Below are 16,093 nucleotides of genomic sequence, written 5' to 3'. Positions count from 1 at the left end.
TCAGCGGGTTCGGCGCTCCTCGCGACGGCGGTGCGCCTCCTCGACCAGATCGACGATCTCGTCCAGGTCCTTGAGAGCCCACGTACCCAGCTTCAACGCTGTGTCGCGCGCATTCGACCCCCCTCGGACAGAGACAGCACGCTCCGCTCCCGAACGGTCCTCCCAGCGAGCGACGACGCCGCGAGCCGCTTCCTCGTACGCGAACCCGCGTGGCGCGCCCCATCGCATCAGACCGATCTCAGCCGTCCAGCCGACGTCGATGGCGAGCAGGCGAAGGACATCATCGACATGCGACGCGACGCCGATCTCACCCCCGCCCCCACGGTTCCGGAGATGCAGCGCGAACCCACCAGCAACCGGCTCCGCAGAGTAACCGAGTTCGCCATCATAGAGGGCGAACAGCTGCGCGCCCCGCGGATCCCAGTGCCGAAGTCCTGTGGTTGCGCCGACGCGGTCCGCGAACGCCACCGCGTACTCGACATCGACCTCAGTCATCGGGCCCGCCGCGGCTCAGCCGGCCGGAAGTGCTCCAGCGGCGTGCGCCTTCCGGTCCGGAACACCTCGATCGACTGGTCCGCCGTCGCGCTCGACGACGAGAACAGCACGCCCTCATCAGGACCGACATAGATCGTGCCGCCGCCGCGCACCGCATGCGACACCGCGACACCGCCGATCTCCGGAACCTCCCGATGCGTCAGCGGCGCGTCCGGCGGCACCATCCGCCGCCACAGCTCCGTCCCGACCGCCACGAGACGATCGAGATCCGGCCCTTCCTCGACGAACCCCGCCTCGGCGAGCTTCGCCTGCAGCCACGCAGGGCGGTTCTCGGGAGAGCGCGGGAACCGCTTCTGGTCCGCGAGCCATAGATGAGGGACGAGGGCCGCGAACTTCCGCGGCGGGTTGTCATAGTCGTAGCTCGCCTCGGCGGCCCCTCCGCTCGAGACGACGAGCTCCATCGAGAACCATGTGCCGCGTCCCGCCTCATACAGGACTCGGCGCAGTCGTGAGAGAGGGAGTGCAATCCCCGAAGGCGCGCCGATCGACCGCGAATCGCCGTCCTCGAGCACGACCGTCACGAGCACGTCCGTCGCCCCGCCGACGCTCGCCGCGGAGAGGACGACTCGTGCCCAGCCTTCGGGCGCGGCAGCCACGAGCTCCTGGGCGATCGCAGCTCGGCGTTCCGCCTCGGCGATCATCGGCGGGACATTCGCATCAGTCATCGAAATTCTCAAACGTGTCGGTGTGCACGATGCCATTCTCGACCCAGCTGACGTGAATCAGCATCGGCGTCGTGGAATCGTCGCCGTAGATCGGCTCGACGAGCACCTCCAGCGGCGTGTCAGGGTTCGCCCTCTTCAGGTCGGCCCAGTGCGACTCGAGAGCGTAGAAGCTGCCCGGGTTGAGCGCCTGGTTCACGTCTCGGAGCATCGGGACGACGTTGACGCGCTCGCCGCCGCCGCCGTACTGATTCCCGAAGAGATGCCCTCCGTCGAAGAAGGAACCACCCTCGCCGCCGATCGAGCTCTGCACGCCCTCCGCACGCCGTGCATCGTCGAAGTCGAGGTTGTCGGTGTGTGCCGAGATCGTGCGGCCCAGGTCATCCGTCCGGAACGTGTGGGTGCTCGCGCCGTTCTCGGTCGTCACGACGTAGGTCGTGTCCGGCTGAAGCTTGTGCAGCTCGAAGTTCAGCTTCGTCGGGCCGTACGTGGTTTCGACGCGCACCACTCGACCGTCGGGGCCGGTGTGGAAGGTTCCGCGCCCAGGGACCTCGTAGGTCGAATCGGGTTCGAGATCCGTCTGGCGCGCGAAGGGAGTCTGGGATCTGTTCCAGTCGACCTGATACGGGCTGCTCGGCGTGCCCTCTCCGCCCGTCACACGGGTGCGCGCACTGCTGCCCTCACGAGAACCGTCACCGGACGTCGACTCGGCGCCCGGGCCGCGATCGGGCGTCTCCCCCGCGTCGACCAGGTTCGACGGGTCGATCGATGCATCCCAGTAGGTCGCATCCGGCTCGTGGGGCGGCCACGGCGAGCGCGTGCCGTCCTGGCCGTCGACGACCCACACCTGCTCGCCGTCGAAGACAGCGTTGAACCAGTGGCCCGGCTGATCTGGGCCGCGGTCGATGCCGATGACCGCGTTCGCACCCGGTCCCTGGGCGCGCAGCGACGCTTCGATCTGCGAGGGCGTCGCCTCGGTCTGCGGAAGACCCGTTCGCGCCTCGACATCGGGGATGTCGAGCGTGCCCGTGCCGGCATCGGCGATCGGCTTCCCGTTCAGGAAGTCGTGCATGTTCACCGACACGTTCCCGCAGTTGGTCGCGTACCCGTTCGACAGGTCGTGCGGGTCGAAGCCCGTGTTCGACTGCGTCAGCGCCTCGTCGATCTTGTCGCGGATCTGTTCCGGCGTATCCGTCGACGACGGTGACTCGGGGTCACGCATCGCCGATGGCTCGTCGGATGGATCTCCCGACGAATCGGCGTCGGACACACTGGAATCATCGATCGACGAATCATCTGGGCCGTCGGCGCGATCAGACCCGCCGTCGCGCGCATCGCCATCTGAGTGTGGGGTGGATTCCTGGTCGCGTGCCGCTGGATCTCCATCGCGTCCGGCATCGGCGCGCGTACCATCCGAGGTCGTCGAGGTGCCTGACGGGCCACCGTCCAGGCGATCCACGCGGGAGGGTGTGGGACTCTCCGCGACCGGGCCACCGCTTCGCGCGGACGACGAGTCTCGCGTCGAGGGCGCCAGGTGCCCGTTGTCCAGCAGCGCTTGCCTGGACTGCGGCCTGTCATCGCTGTCAAGGATGCGGAACTGGAGTCCCCCGCCATCCCGTCCGAATGCGGGAGCGATCCGGGACACCTCGATGGAACCGCCCGGGGGGAGGCTTCGCAGGTCGGACATCGTATATGGCTGCGTCAGGTTGCTCGGCGGGAGGGAGCGTGACTCGAACGACGAGCCGGGCAGCCCGAAGTAATCGCCCCTGTCGCTTCCCAGACGGTCGATCTGGTTCCCGTACTGTTCGCGGAAGGCACCCAGGTCGGTGATCCTGACCGACGAACCAGGCACGGCGCCGGCGTTGCCCGGGTAGTCGTACCCGCCATCGGGTTCGAGGAAGCGTTCGCGGAATCCCTGCTCGCTGAGCGGGTTGCCCTCGCTGTCACGCCCATACGGCGCATCCGCATCGGACACGAGCGCACGGACCTCCGGCGAGAGAGCGTCCAGCCCCGGATGCGCCTGCCACCCGTCCTGGAAGTCAGGTGCCCCACGGTCAGAGTCCGGCTTTCCGTAATCCGGATCGATCGGCTTGTCCCACTCCGTGCGACGCCCCTGGCCTTCCGGGAGGTCCTGCACATCCTGGAGACGCTCCCATCCGTCGCCCGCAGGATCGGACGAGTCGACGATGTCGTCCGCATGCCAGGCTTCGGGAGAGGCATTCCTCGCGGCGGCGTCGGGCGAACGCGGCGTCGTCGGCGCGCCCCGTCCCGGCGCCGGCGAACTGAGCGTGGGTGTGACAAGGGCGGCACCACCCGCGACCGCGGCGGCCGCAACGGCGGCCTCCGGCGACATCGGCGCATCAGGACCATCCTCACCGTCGCGCGGTGACGCGTCCGTGGTGGTCGCTCCATCCGGCGACACGCCGTCGGGGCCGGCCCCATCGGACGTGGCTCCGTCTTGGTGGACGCCTTCCGGCGTCGTCCCGTCGCTCAGCACACCGTCCGGCGTCGCACCATCCGGACCAGCACCATCAGAGCGCGCACCGTCGATGTCGGCCGCCGTAGGAGCCTCGGCGTCGGGAGTCGCCCCCTCTGGGTCCGCGGTCGCGTCGGTATCCGTCGACCCCGTATCCCGTCGTGGCACCCCACCAGCAGGGGCGTCCTCGGAGCGGGCGGAGTCAGGTTCCGGGCTCGCGTCCTGTGGGGCCGCATCGGCGTCTGCGCCATCGGGCCGCGCACCGTCGGGCTGGGCGCCATCCGGCGTCGCACCATCCGGCATCGCACCGTCGGGCTGGGCGCCATCCGGCTGCGCACCATCCGGCGTCGCACCGTCGGGCTGGGCGCCATCGGGCTGCGCACCATCCGGCGTCGCACCGTCGGGCTGGGCGCCATCGGGCTGCGCACCATCGGGCATCGCGCCATCCGGCGTCGCACCGTCAGGCTGCGCGCCATCGGGCATCGCGCCATCAGGCTGCGCGCCATCCGGCGTCGCACCGTCCGGCTGCGCGCCATCCGGCATCGCACCGTCCGGCTGCGCGCCATCCGGCATCGCACCGTCAGGCTGCGCACCATCCGGCGTCGCACCGTCAGGCGTCGCGCCATCGGGCTGCGCACCATCGGGCATCGCGCCATCCGGCGTCGCACCGTCAGGCTGGGCGCCATCGGGCGTCGCGCCATCAGGCTGCGCGCCATCCGGCATCGCACCGTCCGGCTGCGCACCATCCGGCATCGCACCGTCAGGCTGCGCACCATCCGGCATCGCACCGTCAGGCTGCGCACCATCGGGCTGGGCGCCATCCGGCGTCGCACCATCCGGCATCGCACCGTCGGGCTGGGCGCCATCCGGCATCGCCCCATCGGGCTGCGCACCATCCGGCATACCGCCGGGTCCGTCGCTCGGAAGGCTGTCGGGCGCGGTGGGTGCGTCGTTCGAGACATCGACGCCGCCGCCGTCTCCCGTGGAGCCGCCGGCGTCGCCGCCGCCCGGCTGCGGGCCGTCGTATGAGTTCGACCCCGATCCGCCCCCGCCCTGAGGCGCGGCTCCGGCGCCGCCGCCGGGCTGCGGACCGTCGTATGTGTTCGATCCCGAGCCGGATCCGCCGCCTGCCGGGGTCGGCGTCGCGCCTCCGCCGCCCGGCGTCGGCGAACTGCTCGACGTATCGGGCGCGGCAGTCCCCCCGCCGACATTGCCCGCCGGAGAGGTGGATCCGCCGCTCGTGTTCGGGCCGTCCACGTCGACCGTCGGCCGATCGCCCGCGGGCCGCTGCGGTCGGGCAGGGATCGTCCCCGGCGCGCCGCCGTCGGCGGGCGACGACGAGCTGTCGCCGCCCGGGCCATCGACGTCGATGTTCGGGCCGTCGCCGGCGGGACGCCGAGGGCGAGACGGCATGACCCGCTGGGCACCGCCCGCGATCGGCGACATGATGCCGCCGATGATCGATCCGCCGACCGCCGCGCTGAGGGGGTCGAACCCCTGGCTGGGATCCGCGACGTACTCGACGCCGGCCGCCGCGATGCCGTCCGCTCCGCCGCCGACGACCTCGCCTCCGTACCGCCGCAGACCCGCGCGCACGCCGGTCGCGTTCGGGGATCCGCCGAGGCCCCGCGTGATCGGCGACGCGACCGCGCCGCCCGCGAATGCGGAGAAGAAGGCCGTCGTCACGTCCTGCTGCTGATAGGCCTGGTCACCCGCCGAGTCGCTGTCGCCGTGCGTCGCGTTCATGACGCTCGTCGCGAAGGTGCTCGCGACGGCCGCCTGGAGGCCCTCCTTGCCGGCGCGCACGGCCGCGCGAGCCGAGATGCCGCCGATCCCGCGCAGGCCACGCAGGAAGTTCTTCAGCTTGTCGATGAGCTCCTTGATGCGCTTGGCCCACTTGATGACCGTCGCCGCGGCCTTCGCGGATCCCGCGATCGCGCCGAGGCCGAAGGTGAAGACGCTGAGGATCGCGGTGATCGCGAGATCCGCCGCGAGCTCGATCGCCATCTGCTGCAGGAAGTCCTTCAGCTGCTCGCGCATGATGTGAAGCTGGTCGACATAGTCGTTCACCCACGTCACCATGCCGTCGGCGTAGCCCTGGAGGCTCGTGATCGACGAGTTGAGCCCGCTGCGCGATGCCTCGACTCCGCTGGTCTGGGGGATCACCATCGACCCGGCCCAGGTGAGACCTCCGGAGGATCGCCGGCACGCCGCGCTGAGGCTGCTCGAGAACGTCTCCCACCCGCTCGCGGCGCTCTTGAGCTTGTCCTCGTCACCCGTGGGGATGACGACGCCGACCTGCTGCAGGCCCCACTCGATGACCTCCTGCATCTCGCCCAGGGCACCCGGCCACCCCGGGCCGAGGGCCGACGAGACCCGCTGATCGGGCGGGTCCTTCACCTCGCTCGCCTCGGACTTGGTGACGTCCGGCTGCTCGCCCGCCCCGGCGGCCTGCGCAGCGTTGTACGTGCGCGCCGTGTTCTCGAGCGCGGCGGCATAGACCCAGAACCCGTTCGCCACCGACTGCGCGGAGGTCAGCAGCCCCTCGGCGGAGGCGTCGTAGCCGTCCTCGCCCTCGACGAACTCCTCGGCGGCGTTGTCGTCGCCCGCCATGCCCGCGTTCGCGTTCAGCACGCCCTGGAGCGTGCTGATCGCCGACTCGATGTCCATGGCCGTCAGACGGAACGTCGCAGCATCCGACTCGATCGTGCTCGCGGTGATCTTGACTTCAGTTCCCATGATCAGTCACCCAGCGATCCCTCGAGCGAGCTCCAGTAGGTATCCATGTCGCCGATCGCCCCGTCGTATGCCTTGTGGGCCGCATCGGCCTGCTTCCTCAGCGCCTCGGCCTGCTGAACCATCGCGTCCGCGCCGAGCGCCCATGTGTTGAACGCGCCGAGGAACGCGGACATCGCCGGCCCCTGCCAATCGTTCGGCAGCATGTACGCGAATCCGGAGGCGCCGCTCTTGAGCGCCTCGCAGTACGTCACGAGCTCGGTCAGGGACTGGACGAGTGCGTTCAGGTCCGTCGTATCGGCGTGCTGATCAACCATGCGCTCCCCCGTTCACCGCCATCGCCCAGGTCATGCCTCTGCTCCGTCGACGTCGCCCGGCATCGCGTCGAAGCTCGGCGCATCGCCTCCGGCGAGCCCCGTATCCGACATCCAGCCGGGCATGGTCGAGAACTCGCCGTCGCCGGTCGAGGCCGGCATGTTCGAGAAGTCGACCCCGTCCACCGACGCCGGCATGCTCGAGAACCCGCCGTCACCCGTCGCCCCGGGCGCATCCGAGAGATCGACGCCATCCGCCGACGCGGGCATCGTCGAGAACTCCCGGTCGCCGCTCAGCTGGTCGGGTGCGACCTCAGCCGGCCCACCCTCGTACACGGGTGCGTCGGATCCATCGCCGTCGCCGCCCGAGCCACCGATCCCATTCGGCGCGCCGTCGGCATCGCCCGCCTCGTCAGCGGATCCGTCGACCTCGCCATCGGCCTCATCGGATCCGTCCGGCGCATCGCCGCCGTCCTCGGCGCCGTCGGCGTCGCTCTCGGATCCCTCGGCGCCGTCGGCGTCAACCGCGCCCTCCTGAGAGCCGCCGGCCTCCGGCGCGTCGCCGCCGTCGGTCTCCGGCGACTCTGGCTCGACCGATCCGCCCTCGGCGTCAGGCGACTGCGAGATCGTGCCGTCGTCGCCGTGCACGAAGCCCGCCGGCTCCGCATCCGTCGCGTCGCCGAGCTCCTCGATCGACTCGTTCGACAGGAACGGGCCGGTGCCGATCGAGTCGTCGTCGCCGTCACCGTCGGTGTCGCCGCGGCGCCCGCCGGTGTACCGCCCATTGGAGCCGCGCACGGCGCCGCCTCCGAACTCCTCGACCTCGTCATCGCCCGCATAGTCGCGCCCGAAGAACTCGGCCATGTCCTCGGCCCGCTCCTCGCCGCGCGCGACGCCCGCGCCGAACTTCTGGGCGTGCTTGCGCAGCCCCTGCACGCTGGGGGTCGCCTGCGCCATCGAGCGCCGCACGCCGGTCTCGGTCGTGTCGTACCCCGCACTGGCGTGCATGAGGCCCGTCTGCAGGTTGGTCAACGACATGCGCACGGCCTCCGACAGCGAGACGAAGGTCTTCCAGTTCTCCTGGAGCGCGGTCGCGTCGTCGCCCTTCCAGGTTCCGAGCGTGCTCTGGACCGACGAGTCGACCGACGCCACGTGGGAGTCGAACGTGGCGACGACGCTGCCGAGCAGCGCCGCCACCTCGGTCAGCGAGCTGGCTCGAACGCTGAAATGCACCATGAGATCCCCCTAGACGCCGACGAAAGGTCGGCGGCACATCTCTGCGCCGCCGACCGATGCGAGATCAGCCCTGGAACGTGCCCGCGATCGCCGTCTCGCTGTCTTCGTACGACAGCGCAGCCTGGTTCAGCAGGTCGCTGATGCCCTGCAGCGACTCCTTGAGCTGGATGCCCGCCTGGTCCCACTGCGAGTACAGCTCGTTGAAGCTCTGCGATGCCTGGCCGTTCCAGTCGCCCGCGATGAGCCCCTCGACGAGGGTCTTCAGGTTGGACAGCTGCGACTCGATCGACTGCGACCCGCTCGACAGCTGGCCCGCGACGCTGGCGAGGGAGTCGGATGTGACCTTGATTTCTGCCATGGGTTCCTCCGGGGTGTGATGGAAAGCTCGCTGTCACGATATCCCGAACCACGCGCACAGAGCATGGGCAGAACTGCCCATGCCTCTGCCAGCGCGAGGTCGCCGATCACGCCGGAGTGATCGAGATCCGCACATCGCCCATCGTCACGACGTCTCCCGGCAGGACCTCCCGGTGCTCGCCGCCGCCCTCGAGCGGGATCGTCCGCGTTCCGCGCTCGATCGTCGAGCCGTTGCTCGATCCCGCGTCGCCGATGCGGAGATGCCCGCCGTCGAGCGAGAGGTAGAGGTGCACACGCGACATGGATCGCGTGGTGTCGTCGATCTCGATCGCCTGCGCCCCCATGTTCGCGGCCGCCTGCTCCGGCTTGCGGCCGATGACGGCGCTCCCACCGACGATCGCCTCGAACCCCGTCGAGAACCGCAGCTCGACGCGCGCGGGCCACGACCTGCCCGACCGGCGCCGAAGCGGCGGCTCAGGCGCGAGAATCGTCCGATCCTCCGCCGCGGGGGCCGGATCCGGCTGCCGCCTGGTCGGGCGGGGGCGCGACCGCCACCCCTCGTCGACCTCCTCGCGTTCGATGCGGGAGCCGATGAGCTGCCCGCATCCCAGGCAGTACATGCTGTTCGGCTCGAGCGTGGAACGACAGTGAACGCAGCGGGCAGATGCCATCGGTGATCTCCTGGAGGGGCGACGAGGGGTGCGAGGCGCGGCTACTCGCGCAGGTCAGGCACGCGAGCGGGCATCCACCCGTGCGACGCGGCGAAGACGCCGCCGCCGGCGGGTGTCGCACCGAGCATGAACTTCGGGATCGGCGTGCCGGTCACCTGGGTTCCGTGCAGCGATGCCCCCGGCCGCAGGACCACGGCACGGCGGGCGCGCTTCGCCTCGGCGAACGGACCGCCGAACAGCGTCGCCGTCATCTCGATGTCGACCGCGCAGAGGAACCTGGCACGATCCTTCAGCGAGGCAAGGGTGGCGTCCAGCGGCGAGTTCTTCAGCTGCTCGACGTCGTCGACGACGATCGACAGGGTCCGCCCGTCGGCATCGGGGAGCGCCGACGCGATCTCCATGGGGCCCCACGCCAGCGCGTCGGATCCGAGAACGCGGACACCGGCGGCCTCGGCGCGCTCCGTGAGGATCGACGGACGCAGCGCGACGACGAGCGTCGCGGACCCCCTCGCCACGAGCTGGTCGAGCAGAGCCGCGAGCGTCGAGGAGCGGCCCGTCTGGCGGCCGCCGGAGACGATGAATCCGCCGTCCATGGGCCAGTCCAGGGTGTACTGCGACAGCCGGTCGCCGCCGACGGCCACGACGAGTCCGTCCGGTGCGCACCCCTCGGCGACCGGCAGCTCGCGGGCGGCGCTCATCGCGAGGAACCTCGGCAGCGGGTCGACGCGGAACGGAACGGGCACCGGGACGACGCCGCCCGCGTCCGCGACGCGCTGATCGTGCTGATCGAGCACGTCCTCGACGACGCGTCGCAACGCGGTCGTCTGCGCCTCTCCGCTCGTGTCGCGACCGAGCACCGCGAGCTGCGCCTCCTTCGCGTCGGATCCGAAGAGGGTTCGTCCCGCCGGCAGGTCGTCGGGCACGTCCTTCGCATGGATCCCGGCCGTGCGATAGTCGGCGACATCGCGGACCGGCAGCACGTACTGCGTATCGATGAACGTCGCGATCTTGTCGCCCACGACCCCCTGGTCACCCGTCACGAGAACGCGCACGCCGACGGCGGGACCCTCGCGAAGCACCCGCATGACCTGGTCGCGGAACGTCAGGAGCTGATCCGGGTTCATCGTCGACAGCATGCGCTCCCACCCGTCGATGGCGATGACCGCATACGGCAACGCCTCGCCCGGGCCCGCGGCGCGGCGCTGCTCCCCGATGTTGCCGACGCCGGCGGCCGAGATGACCGACTGCCGGTGGGCGAGATCGTCGAGCACGCGCTGCATGAGGCGCGGCAGCCGCTCGCCGTCGAGCGGCGTGACGACGGCGCCGCAGTGCGGAGCATCGGCGAGGGGAAGGAGGGCGCCGTTGCCGAAGTCGCACACATACAGGTGCACGTCCTCGGGGGCGAACCGGCTGACGACCTGTGCCAGCAGCACCCGAAGCGCCGAGGTCCGGCCCGAGAGCGCGCCGCCCATGAACATCAGATGCGAACCCGAGAAGGCATTCCAGGTGAGGGTGCGCTGCGCCTGGTATGCGGGCACGTCCTCGAGCCCCAGCACGATCTCGCCGTCCGCGCGCGGCTCCGCGTCGAATCTGTCGAGAGGCAGGACCGCGGGAAGCGGCATGAGCCACGGGCTCGGGTTCTTCTGGATCCCCAGTTCGTCGGTCGCCGCCGTCACGAGGTCGACGAGGGCGCGCAGATCGGTGTCGTCATGGTCGCTGTTCTCGGCCTGCTTCTGCGCGGGCGGGAATCGCGGCGGGAAGCCGAGGAGGTCCCACTCGATGGGCGCCTTCGGCGGAAGGACCTTGACGTCTCGCTTCGCCCCGGGGCGGATCCCGGCGACGCGCGCCGTCTGGAACGCCTCGGGCGACGACGACGATCCCGCCCGCACGTATCCGCGGCCGGGAGTCGACGGGCTGATGAGGGCGGCCTCGGCGGAGCCGATGATGTCGCTCGAATCGCTGCGGTCGGTCACGCGCAGCGCCACGCGCAGATTGATGTTCGACTGCATCTCGGGCGTCACGACGCCCGCCGGCCGCTGCGTGGCGAGGACGAGGTTCACCCCGAGCGACCGCCCGACGCGGGCGATCCGGACGAGGCCGTCGATGAACGCCGGCAGCTCGGTCTTCAGCTCGGCGAACTCGTCGATCACGAGCATCAGCCGCGCGAGGCCGCGCTGAGCCGCCCCCTCGGGATCCCGCGCCCACGCCGCGTCGAGATCCTTCGCCCCCATGTCGCGCAGCACCTGCTCACGGCGCTTCAGCTCGGCGTCGAGCGAGGCGAGCGCACGTTCCGTCTCGCGGGCATCGAGATTCGTGACCATGCCCACCGTGTGCGGCAGGCGCTCGCAGTCGGCGAAGGCGGATCCGCCCTTGTAGTCGATGAGCACGAAGTTGAGGGCATCCGGACGGTTCGCCATCGCGAGCCCCACCACGAGCGCCTGCAGGAACTCCGACTTTCCCGATCCCGTCGTGCCCGCGACGAGCGCGTGCGGGCCATCGCGGGAGATGTCGACGGCGAACTCCCCGTCGGCGTTCGCGCCGACCACCACGTAGGTGTTCCTCGGCGACGCCGTCCACCGGCGCACGAGGGGAGACGGGTCCTCGAGATCGATCCCGAGCAGGTCGACCATGCGGACGCTCGTGGGCAGGAGCGCCTCGTCGCCGACGCCCGAGACGTGCTGGATCGAGCACAGGCTGCGTGCGATGCGCTCTGCCTGCGGGACGCTCGTCCCGTCCAGGAGCACCGACGAGAAGTATGCGGTGGGGGTCTCGAGCGTCGCGAGGGCAGGGTCGTCGCCGTCCACGACGACGACGTTCTTCGCCTCCTCCGGCAGCCGCGCTCGGTCGCTGTCGAGCGCGAGAACGTGGATGCCGTGCGCCGGACCGTGCTCGAGGAGCGGCACCATGCCGGGGAGCATGCGCAGGCGCCTGGCGCCGTCGACGACGACGAGCACCTCGGTGGGGGGCGCGTATCCGCGCTGACCCTTCATGCGCATCCGGAGGTCGAGCGCCACGCTGATCTCGCGCAGCCGCTCGCGGCGGGTGTCGTCGTCGTTCCCGATCATCGCGGGGATGCTGTCGCCCATGTGCGTGTGGGGCAGCCACGACGCCCACCCCCATTCGACGTCGCCCCCGTCGTCACACAGCACGATCAGCTCGGACTCGCGCGGGCTCCGCAGCGTCGCGAACGACGTCACGATCGAGCGGGCGAGCGCGCGGACGGCATCCGACGGCCCCGCGATCCCCGCGACGCCCTGGCGCAGATCCATGCCGACGGGGGCGGGCGAGACGCCCACGCGACGATCGGCGCTTCGATCGGAGCCGCCGCCTTCGAAGTTCACATCGAGGGCGATCTCCGTCACGCCCACGCGCAGCGTCGCGGCGTCTGCGTCGGCGCGACGACGTTCCCACAGGCGCGCGAGGGGTCGCAGGGCGATGTCGCGGATGACGACCGGGTCCGGCAGACGGAACCACGCTTCGAGGCGCTGCCGCGTCACGAGTTCACGGATGCGCTCGCCCGCCCGATTGATCTCGTCGATCCACTGCTGCTCGGTCTTGAGGCCCTTCTTCTTCGCGAGACGACGCTGTGTCAGGAACGAGCCGATCACCATGATGGGGCTCGCCGCCGCCATCATCAGCATGATGGGCCGGCTGAACACGATCGCCATCGTGACGCCGAGGACGACCGGGATCACGGCGGAAAGCCAGGGAAGCGGCGACTGGTCCTGATCGTCGGGTTTGTCGCCGGGCAGCGCGATGAGCGGCTGCGGCTTGCTCGGGAGGATGCGGCTCGGCCGGTTGAACCCGCGTCCGCCGACGGTCTCGGTGAGGTCGGCATCGGAGACGGGCGCCATGCCGATGCGCAGGACGACGCTGCCGATCTGCACGAGGTCGGCGGGCACGATCCGCTCCGGCTCGGTGACGCGCGTGCCGTTCACGAGCACCTCGGCGTCGCCGATGGGCGTCAGCATCGCCAGGAGCGGCGCATCCGGCTCGCCCGCCGCGATATGGATCCCCAGATGCACGGGCGCGAGCGAGGGATCGATGATGCGGAGGTCCGCCTGCTCACCCGATCCGAGAGCGATCTGTCCGCCGCGCGCGAGGGGCACCGTCGCACCCGCGAACGGGCCGCCGATGATCTCGATGCGCACCGTCCCCGCGACCTCCTCCGAGAGGTCGCGGGGCGGGATGACGGCACCCGAGAGCAGGCCCGACTGCGCGAGCACGGTATCGGGCGCCGCTGCGGGGACGAGCGCCTGCGGGGCGACGTCGAGCGACTCCGCGACCTCGCCGAGGGTCGTCGCCTCGTCGACGTCGAGGAGCCACGACCGCTCCTCCGCGCCACCGGCGCCCAGCGTCACCCGTACGCTCATCTCGTCTCCTTCGCCTGCTCACCCCCGCGGCGAGCGCCGCGGTCCACCCTCATGCTCCCCGCCCGACTCGGTCGAGGATCTCGCGGAAGACCGCGAACATGCCGGCCTCGCCCGTCTGCTCGGCGGGCGGCTGCGGGAACGGCATCGGCGTCGACACGCGCATCCCGATCAGCTCCGCATCGCTCTGGTCGGCATCTCCCTCGGGCGCCGCACCCTCCGACTCGTCCTCCTCCGCCTGACGCTCATCCTCCGCGGACTGCAGCGATTCGAGCTCGGCGGTGGACGCCCAATCGATCTCACCCAACGGGACCGTCGGAACGACCCCGTCCGTCGGAAGCGGCGCGTCATCGCCGGCGCGCACGAAGGTGATCGACGCCGTGGCCTGATCCGCGCCGCGCGCGAGCTGGACGCTCACCTGGTCGACGTCGGCGCCGCCCGGGCGGTATCGCACCCCGTCGCCCGTCCCGCAGGAGACGGTGCCGTCGAGCGCTTCGCCGCAGCCGATGACCGTCACCCGATCCGCGTCTCCGACGACGAGGTCGTCGACGGCGATCGTCGTCCCGTCGCGTCCCGGCATCTCGTGGAACACGGCGAGCCCGCGCAGCGGATCACCCGAGGGCGAGGACACGGGCACCCGGAAGGCGATCTGCTGCGACCAGCCGCCGAACTGGTCGGCGACGCGCAGGACGATCTCGAGGTCCTCCGGATCCTCGGCCCGCGCACGCACGATCACGTGGGTCTCGGTGACCGACACATCGGCGGCGCCGGCGGGAGCGACCGAGAACGCTTCGACCCTTCCCCCGTCCTCGCACGCCGCGCAGTCGATCGCGAGATCGCTCAGCGGGATCATCAGGACCCCTCCGGCCGGGGCGGGGTTCGGATAGCGGGCGAGCGCCGAATCCGGCGCCTCCGGCGGTTCGAGCTGCACGACGTACTGCATCGTGGTCGTGGTGCGGCCGTTCGTCATCGGCACGTCGACGATGTCGTGCCCGTAGCGCGGATCGTAGCTGTCGGCGCGCGCGACGAAGCCCGCCTCCGAGCATCCGACGATGAGGTCGGATCCCCGCGCGACGGCGTCGCAGTCGGTGATCCGCCATCCGTCCGCGACGACCGTCTCGGCCTCGCCGAGATAGGGCACCGTGACGGCGTTGGGACCCTCGTAGAGCACCGTGCGCCGCCGCTCCGATTCGGCATCCGAGTCGCCGGGCTCCGCCGCGGCGATGCTCACGGGCAGGAGCACGAGCGCGGCGCACACCAGAGCGCCGACCGATCGTGCACGCATTCACCCTCCCGCCATACCGCTCGTCACAGACGCCGCCGAGCAGCGGCTTACCATGGTAGACCGCAGCTTCAGTGGGGGTGGGACATGAGCGCGACGTCGAGCACGGGCGATCCGCAGTTCGGCGCGGGCGCCGCGCGCGGCGTCGTCATCGGCGGCGAGACCGGCCACACGCGATTGCGCACGCCGAGCGCCAAGCCGCCGCTCGGCCCGGGCGGCTGGCCGCTCCCCCAGCTGACGGCCAGGCAGCAGAGACCCCGGGCGTGGTGGCGCCACCCCGCTCTGCTCGTCTCGACGATCCTGACGGTGCTGGCGCTCCTCGGCATGACCGCCTGGATGATCGTGTCGTCGATCCTCTCGAGCGACGTCGTCGTGAGCGATATCTCGATCGAGCTGGACGGAGGCAACGCGCGCGTCGACTGGAGCGGCCCCGACGCCGCCTACAACCTGTACGCCGTCGACGGCGACGGGGCCGTGACCGACCTCACGCAGTTCGTTCTGGCGAGCACCGACGCGTGGCTGCCCTCGGCGACCGGCACCTGGACCGACACGACCTGCTTCGTCGTGCGCAGCGCCGAGCACGTCGAGCTCCCGGTCACGCTGGGCGCCGCCGAGCTCGCCGCGCAGGGCGCGCAGAGCACCTGCATCGCCGACGCGGGATCCTGATGCGCGGCGCGCGGATCCTCGCCGTCGCCGTCGCGAGCGCTCTCGCGCTGTCGGGCTGCTCCGCCGACCGCGAGAAGAACGACGCGGTGCCGCCGGCCGTCGACGTCGGTCGCCTCGACCCCGAGCACCCCGGCAACGGCATCTGGCTCATCCCTCAGGACGGGGTGATCTCGCAGATCACGCGCGCGGTGCGCGAGGCGGGTGCCGTGACGTACTCGGGAACGGTGACCGAGCTGATCGTCCCGGAGAACACCCGGGAGGATCCGACGCCGGGACGCACCCTCGAGGTCGCGTACACGGGCTCCGATGGGCAGATGATGGCCGAGCTCTCGGCCGATGGCATGACCGTCCGGATCATCGCCACGGAGCGGGGCACCTACGTGACCGGCGACGCCGCCTACGCCGACCACATCGGCATCGGCCGCGTGGCCTCCGGCTGGGTGTGCCTTCCCACGCCCGGGGCCGTGCTCGCCGAATGGGAGCCGCTGCTCGACCCCGCGGAGCTCGTGCGCACGCTGCTGACGTCGGTCGAGTCCGTGGCGGTCATGGAACCCGCTCCCGACGCGGAGACGACGTCCGTCTACCTCGGCACCGGAGACACACCGCAGGGGGAGATGACGATCTCCGCGGTGGGGGATCCTCTGCCGCGGGACTTCCTCGCGGGCGATCTGTCGGGAGACGGATCCTTCCGATTCGGCGACTGGGGAGAGCAGCCGCCGATCGACGCGCCCGGCGACGTCGTCGTCGCGTGCGGCGCGGAGTGAGCGC

11 protein-coding genes are annotated in these 16,093 nt (G+C 70.9%); 2 read left to right on the top strand and 9 right to left on the bottom strand.

Features of this window, described 5'->3' with window-relative positions; all coding sequences use genetic code 11:
• From GB932_RS16100 to GB932_RS16060, 9 genes are all read right to left on the bottom strand, one after another.
• Complete coding sequence (locus tag GB932_RS16100; RefSeq protein ID WP_156761683.1) at nt 1–495, bottom strand: hypothetical protein; 495 nt, start codon at nt 493–495, stop codon at nt 1–3.
• Nucleotides 492–1,220 (bottom strand): hypothetical protein, encoded by a 729-nt coding sequence (locus GB932_RS16095; RefSeq protein ID WP_156761682.1) that lies wholly within the window; start codon nt 1,218–1,220, stop codon nt 492–494. The genes GB932_RS16100 and GB932_RS16095 overlap by 4 nt, the downstream gene beginning before the upstream one ends.
• On the bottom strand, nt 1,213–6,432 hold the full coding sequence (locus GB932_RS16090; RefSeq protein WP_156761681.1) for a DNA/RNA non-specific endonuclease: 5,220 nt from the start codon (nt 6,430–6,432) through the stop codon (nt 1,213–1,215). The genes GB932_RS16095 and GB932_RS16090 overlap by 8 nt, the downstream gene beginning before the upstream one ends.
• A gap of 2 nt (nt 6,433–6,434) precedes the next feature.
• Complete coding sequence (locus GB932_RS16085; RefSeq protein WP_156761680.1) at nt 6,435–6,746, bottom strand: WXG100 family type VII secretion target; 312 nt, start codon at nt 6,744–6,746, stop codon at nt 6,435–6,437.
• Between the two features lie 30 nt (nt 6,747–6,776).
• Nucleotides 6,777–7,979, bottom strand: coding sequence for a hypothetical protein (locus tag GB932_RS16080; protein ID WP_156761679.1), 1,203 nt, complete (start codon nt 7,977–7,979; stop codon nt 6,777–6,779).
• 64 nt (nt 7,980–8,043) lie between these two features.
• A complete protein-coding gene (locus GB932_RS16075) occupies nt 8,044–8,337 on the bottom strand; it encodes a WXG100 family type VII secretion target (RefSeq protein WP_156761678.1) in 294 nt (97 codons plus the stop codon).
• A gap of 106 nt (nt 8,338–8,443) precedes the next feature.
• The gene (locus GB932_RS16070; RefSeq protein ID WP_156761677.1) at nt 8,444–9,007 is read right to left on the bottom strand and encodes an FHA domain-containing protein; all 564 of its coding nucleotides are present in this window, start codon (nt 9,005–9,007) and stop codon (nt 8,444–8,446) included.
• 41 nt (nt 9,008–9,048) lie between these two features.
• Nucleotides 9,049–13,380 (bottom strand): type VII secretion EssC family protein, encoded by a 4,332-nt coding sequence (locus GB932_RS16065; RefSeq protein WP_156761676.1) that lies wholly within the window; start codon nt 13,378–13,380, stop codon nt 9,049–9,051.
• 49 nt (nt 13,381–13,429) lie between these two features.
• Nucleotides 13,430–14,662: a hypothetical protein gene (locus tag GB932_RS16060; RefSeq protein ID WP_156761675.1), complete on the bottom strand. Its 1,233-nt coding sequence runs from the start codon at nt 14,660–14,662 to the stop codon at nt 13,430–13,432.
• Nucleotides 14,663–14,746: 84 nt separating this feature from the next.
• Here GB932_RS16060 and GB932_RS16055 point away from each other — a divergent pair, with 84 nt between their 5' ends.
• Both GB932_RS16055 and GB932_RS16050 read left to right on the top strand, forming a co-directional pair.
• Nucleotides 14,747–15,325, top strand: coding sequence for a hypothetical protein (locus GB932_RS16055; RefSeq protein ID WP_156761674.1), 579 nt, complete (start codon nt 14,747–14,749; stop codon nt 15,323–15,325).
• Nucleotides 15,325–16,089: a hypothetical protein gene (locus GB932_RS16050; protein ID WP_156761673.1), complete on the top strand. Its 765-nt coding sequence runs from the start codon at nt 15,325–15,327 to the stop codon at nt 16,087–16,089. Before GB932_RS16055 ends, GB932_RS16050 begins: the two co-directional genes overlap by 1 nt.
• Nucleotides 16,090–16,093 lie beyond the last annotated feature (4 nt).

Origin of the sequence: Microbacterium karelineae (assembly GCF_009745985.1) — a bacterium.
GTDB classification, from domain to species: Bacteria; Actinomycetota; Actinomycetes; order Actinomycetales; family Microbacteriaceae; genus Microbacterium; species Microbacterium karelineae.
Note: the sequence above shows the minus strand (reverse complement) of the source record. Positions and strands in the feature narration are given on the sequence as shown.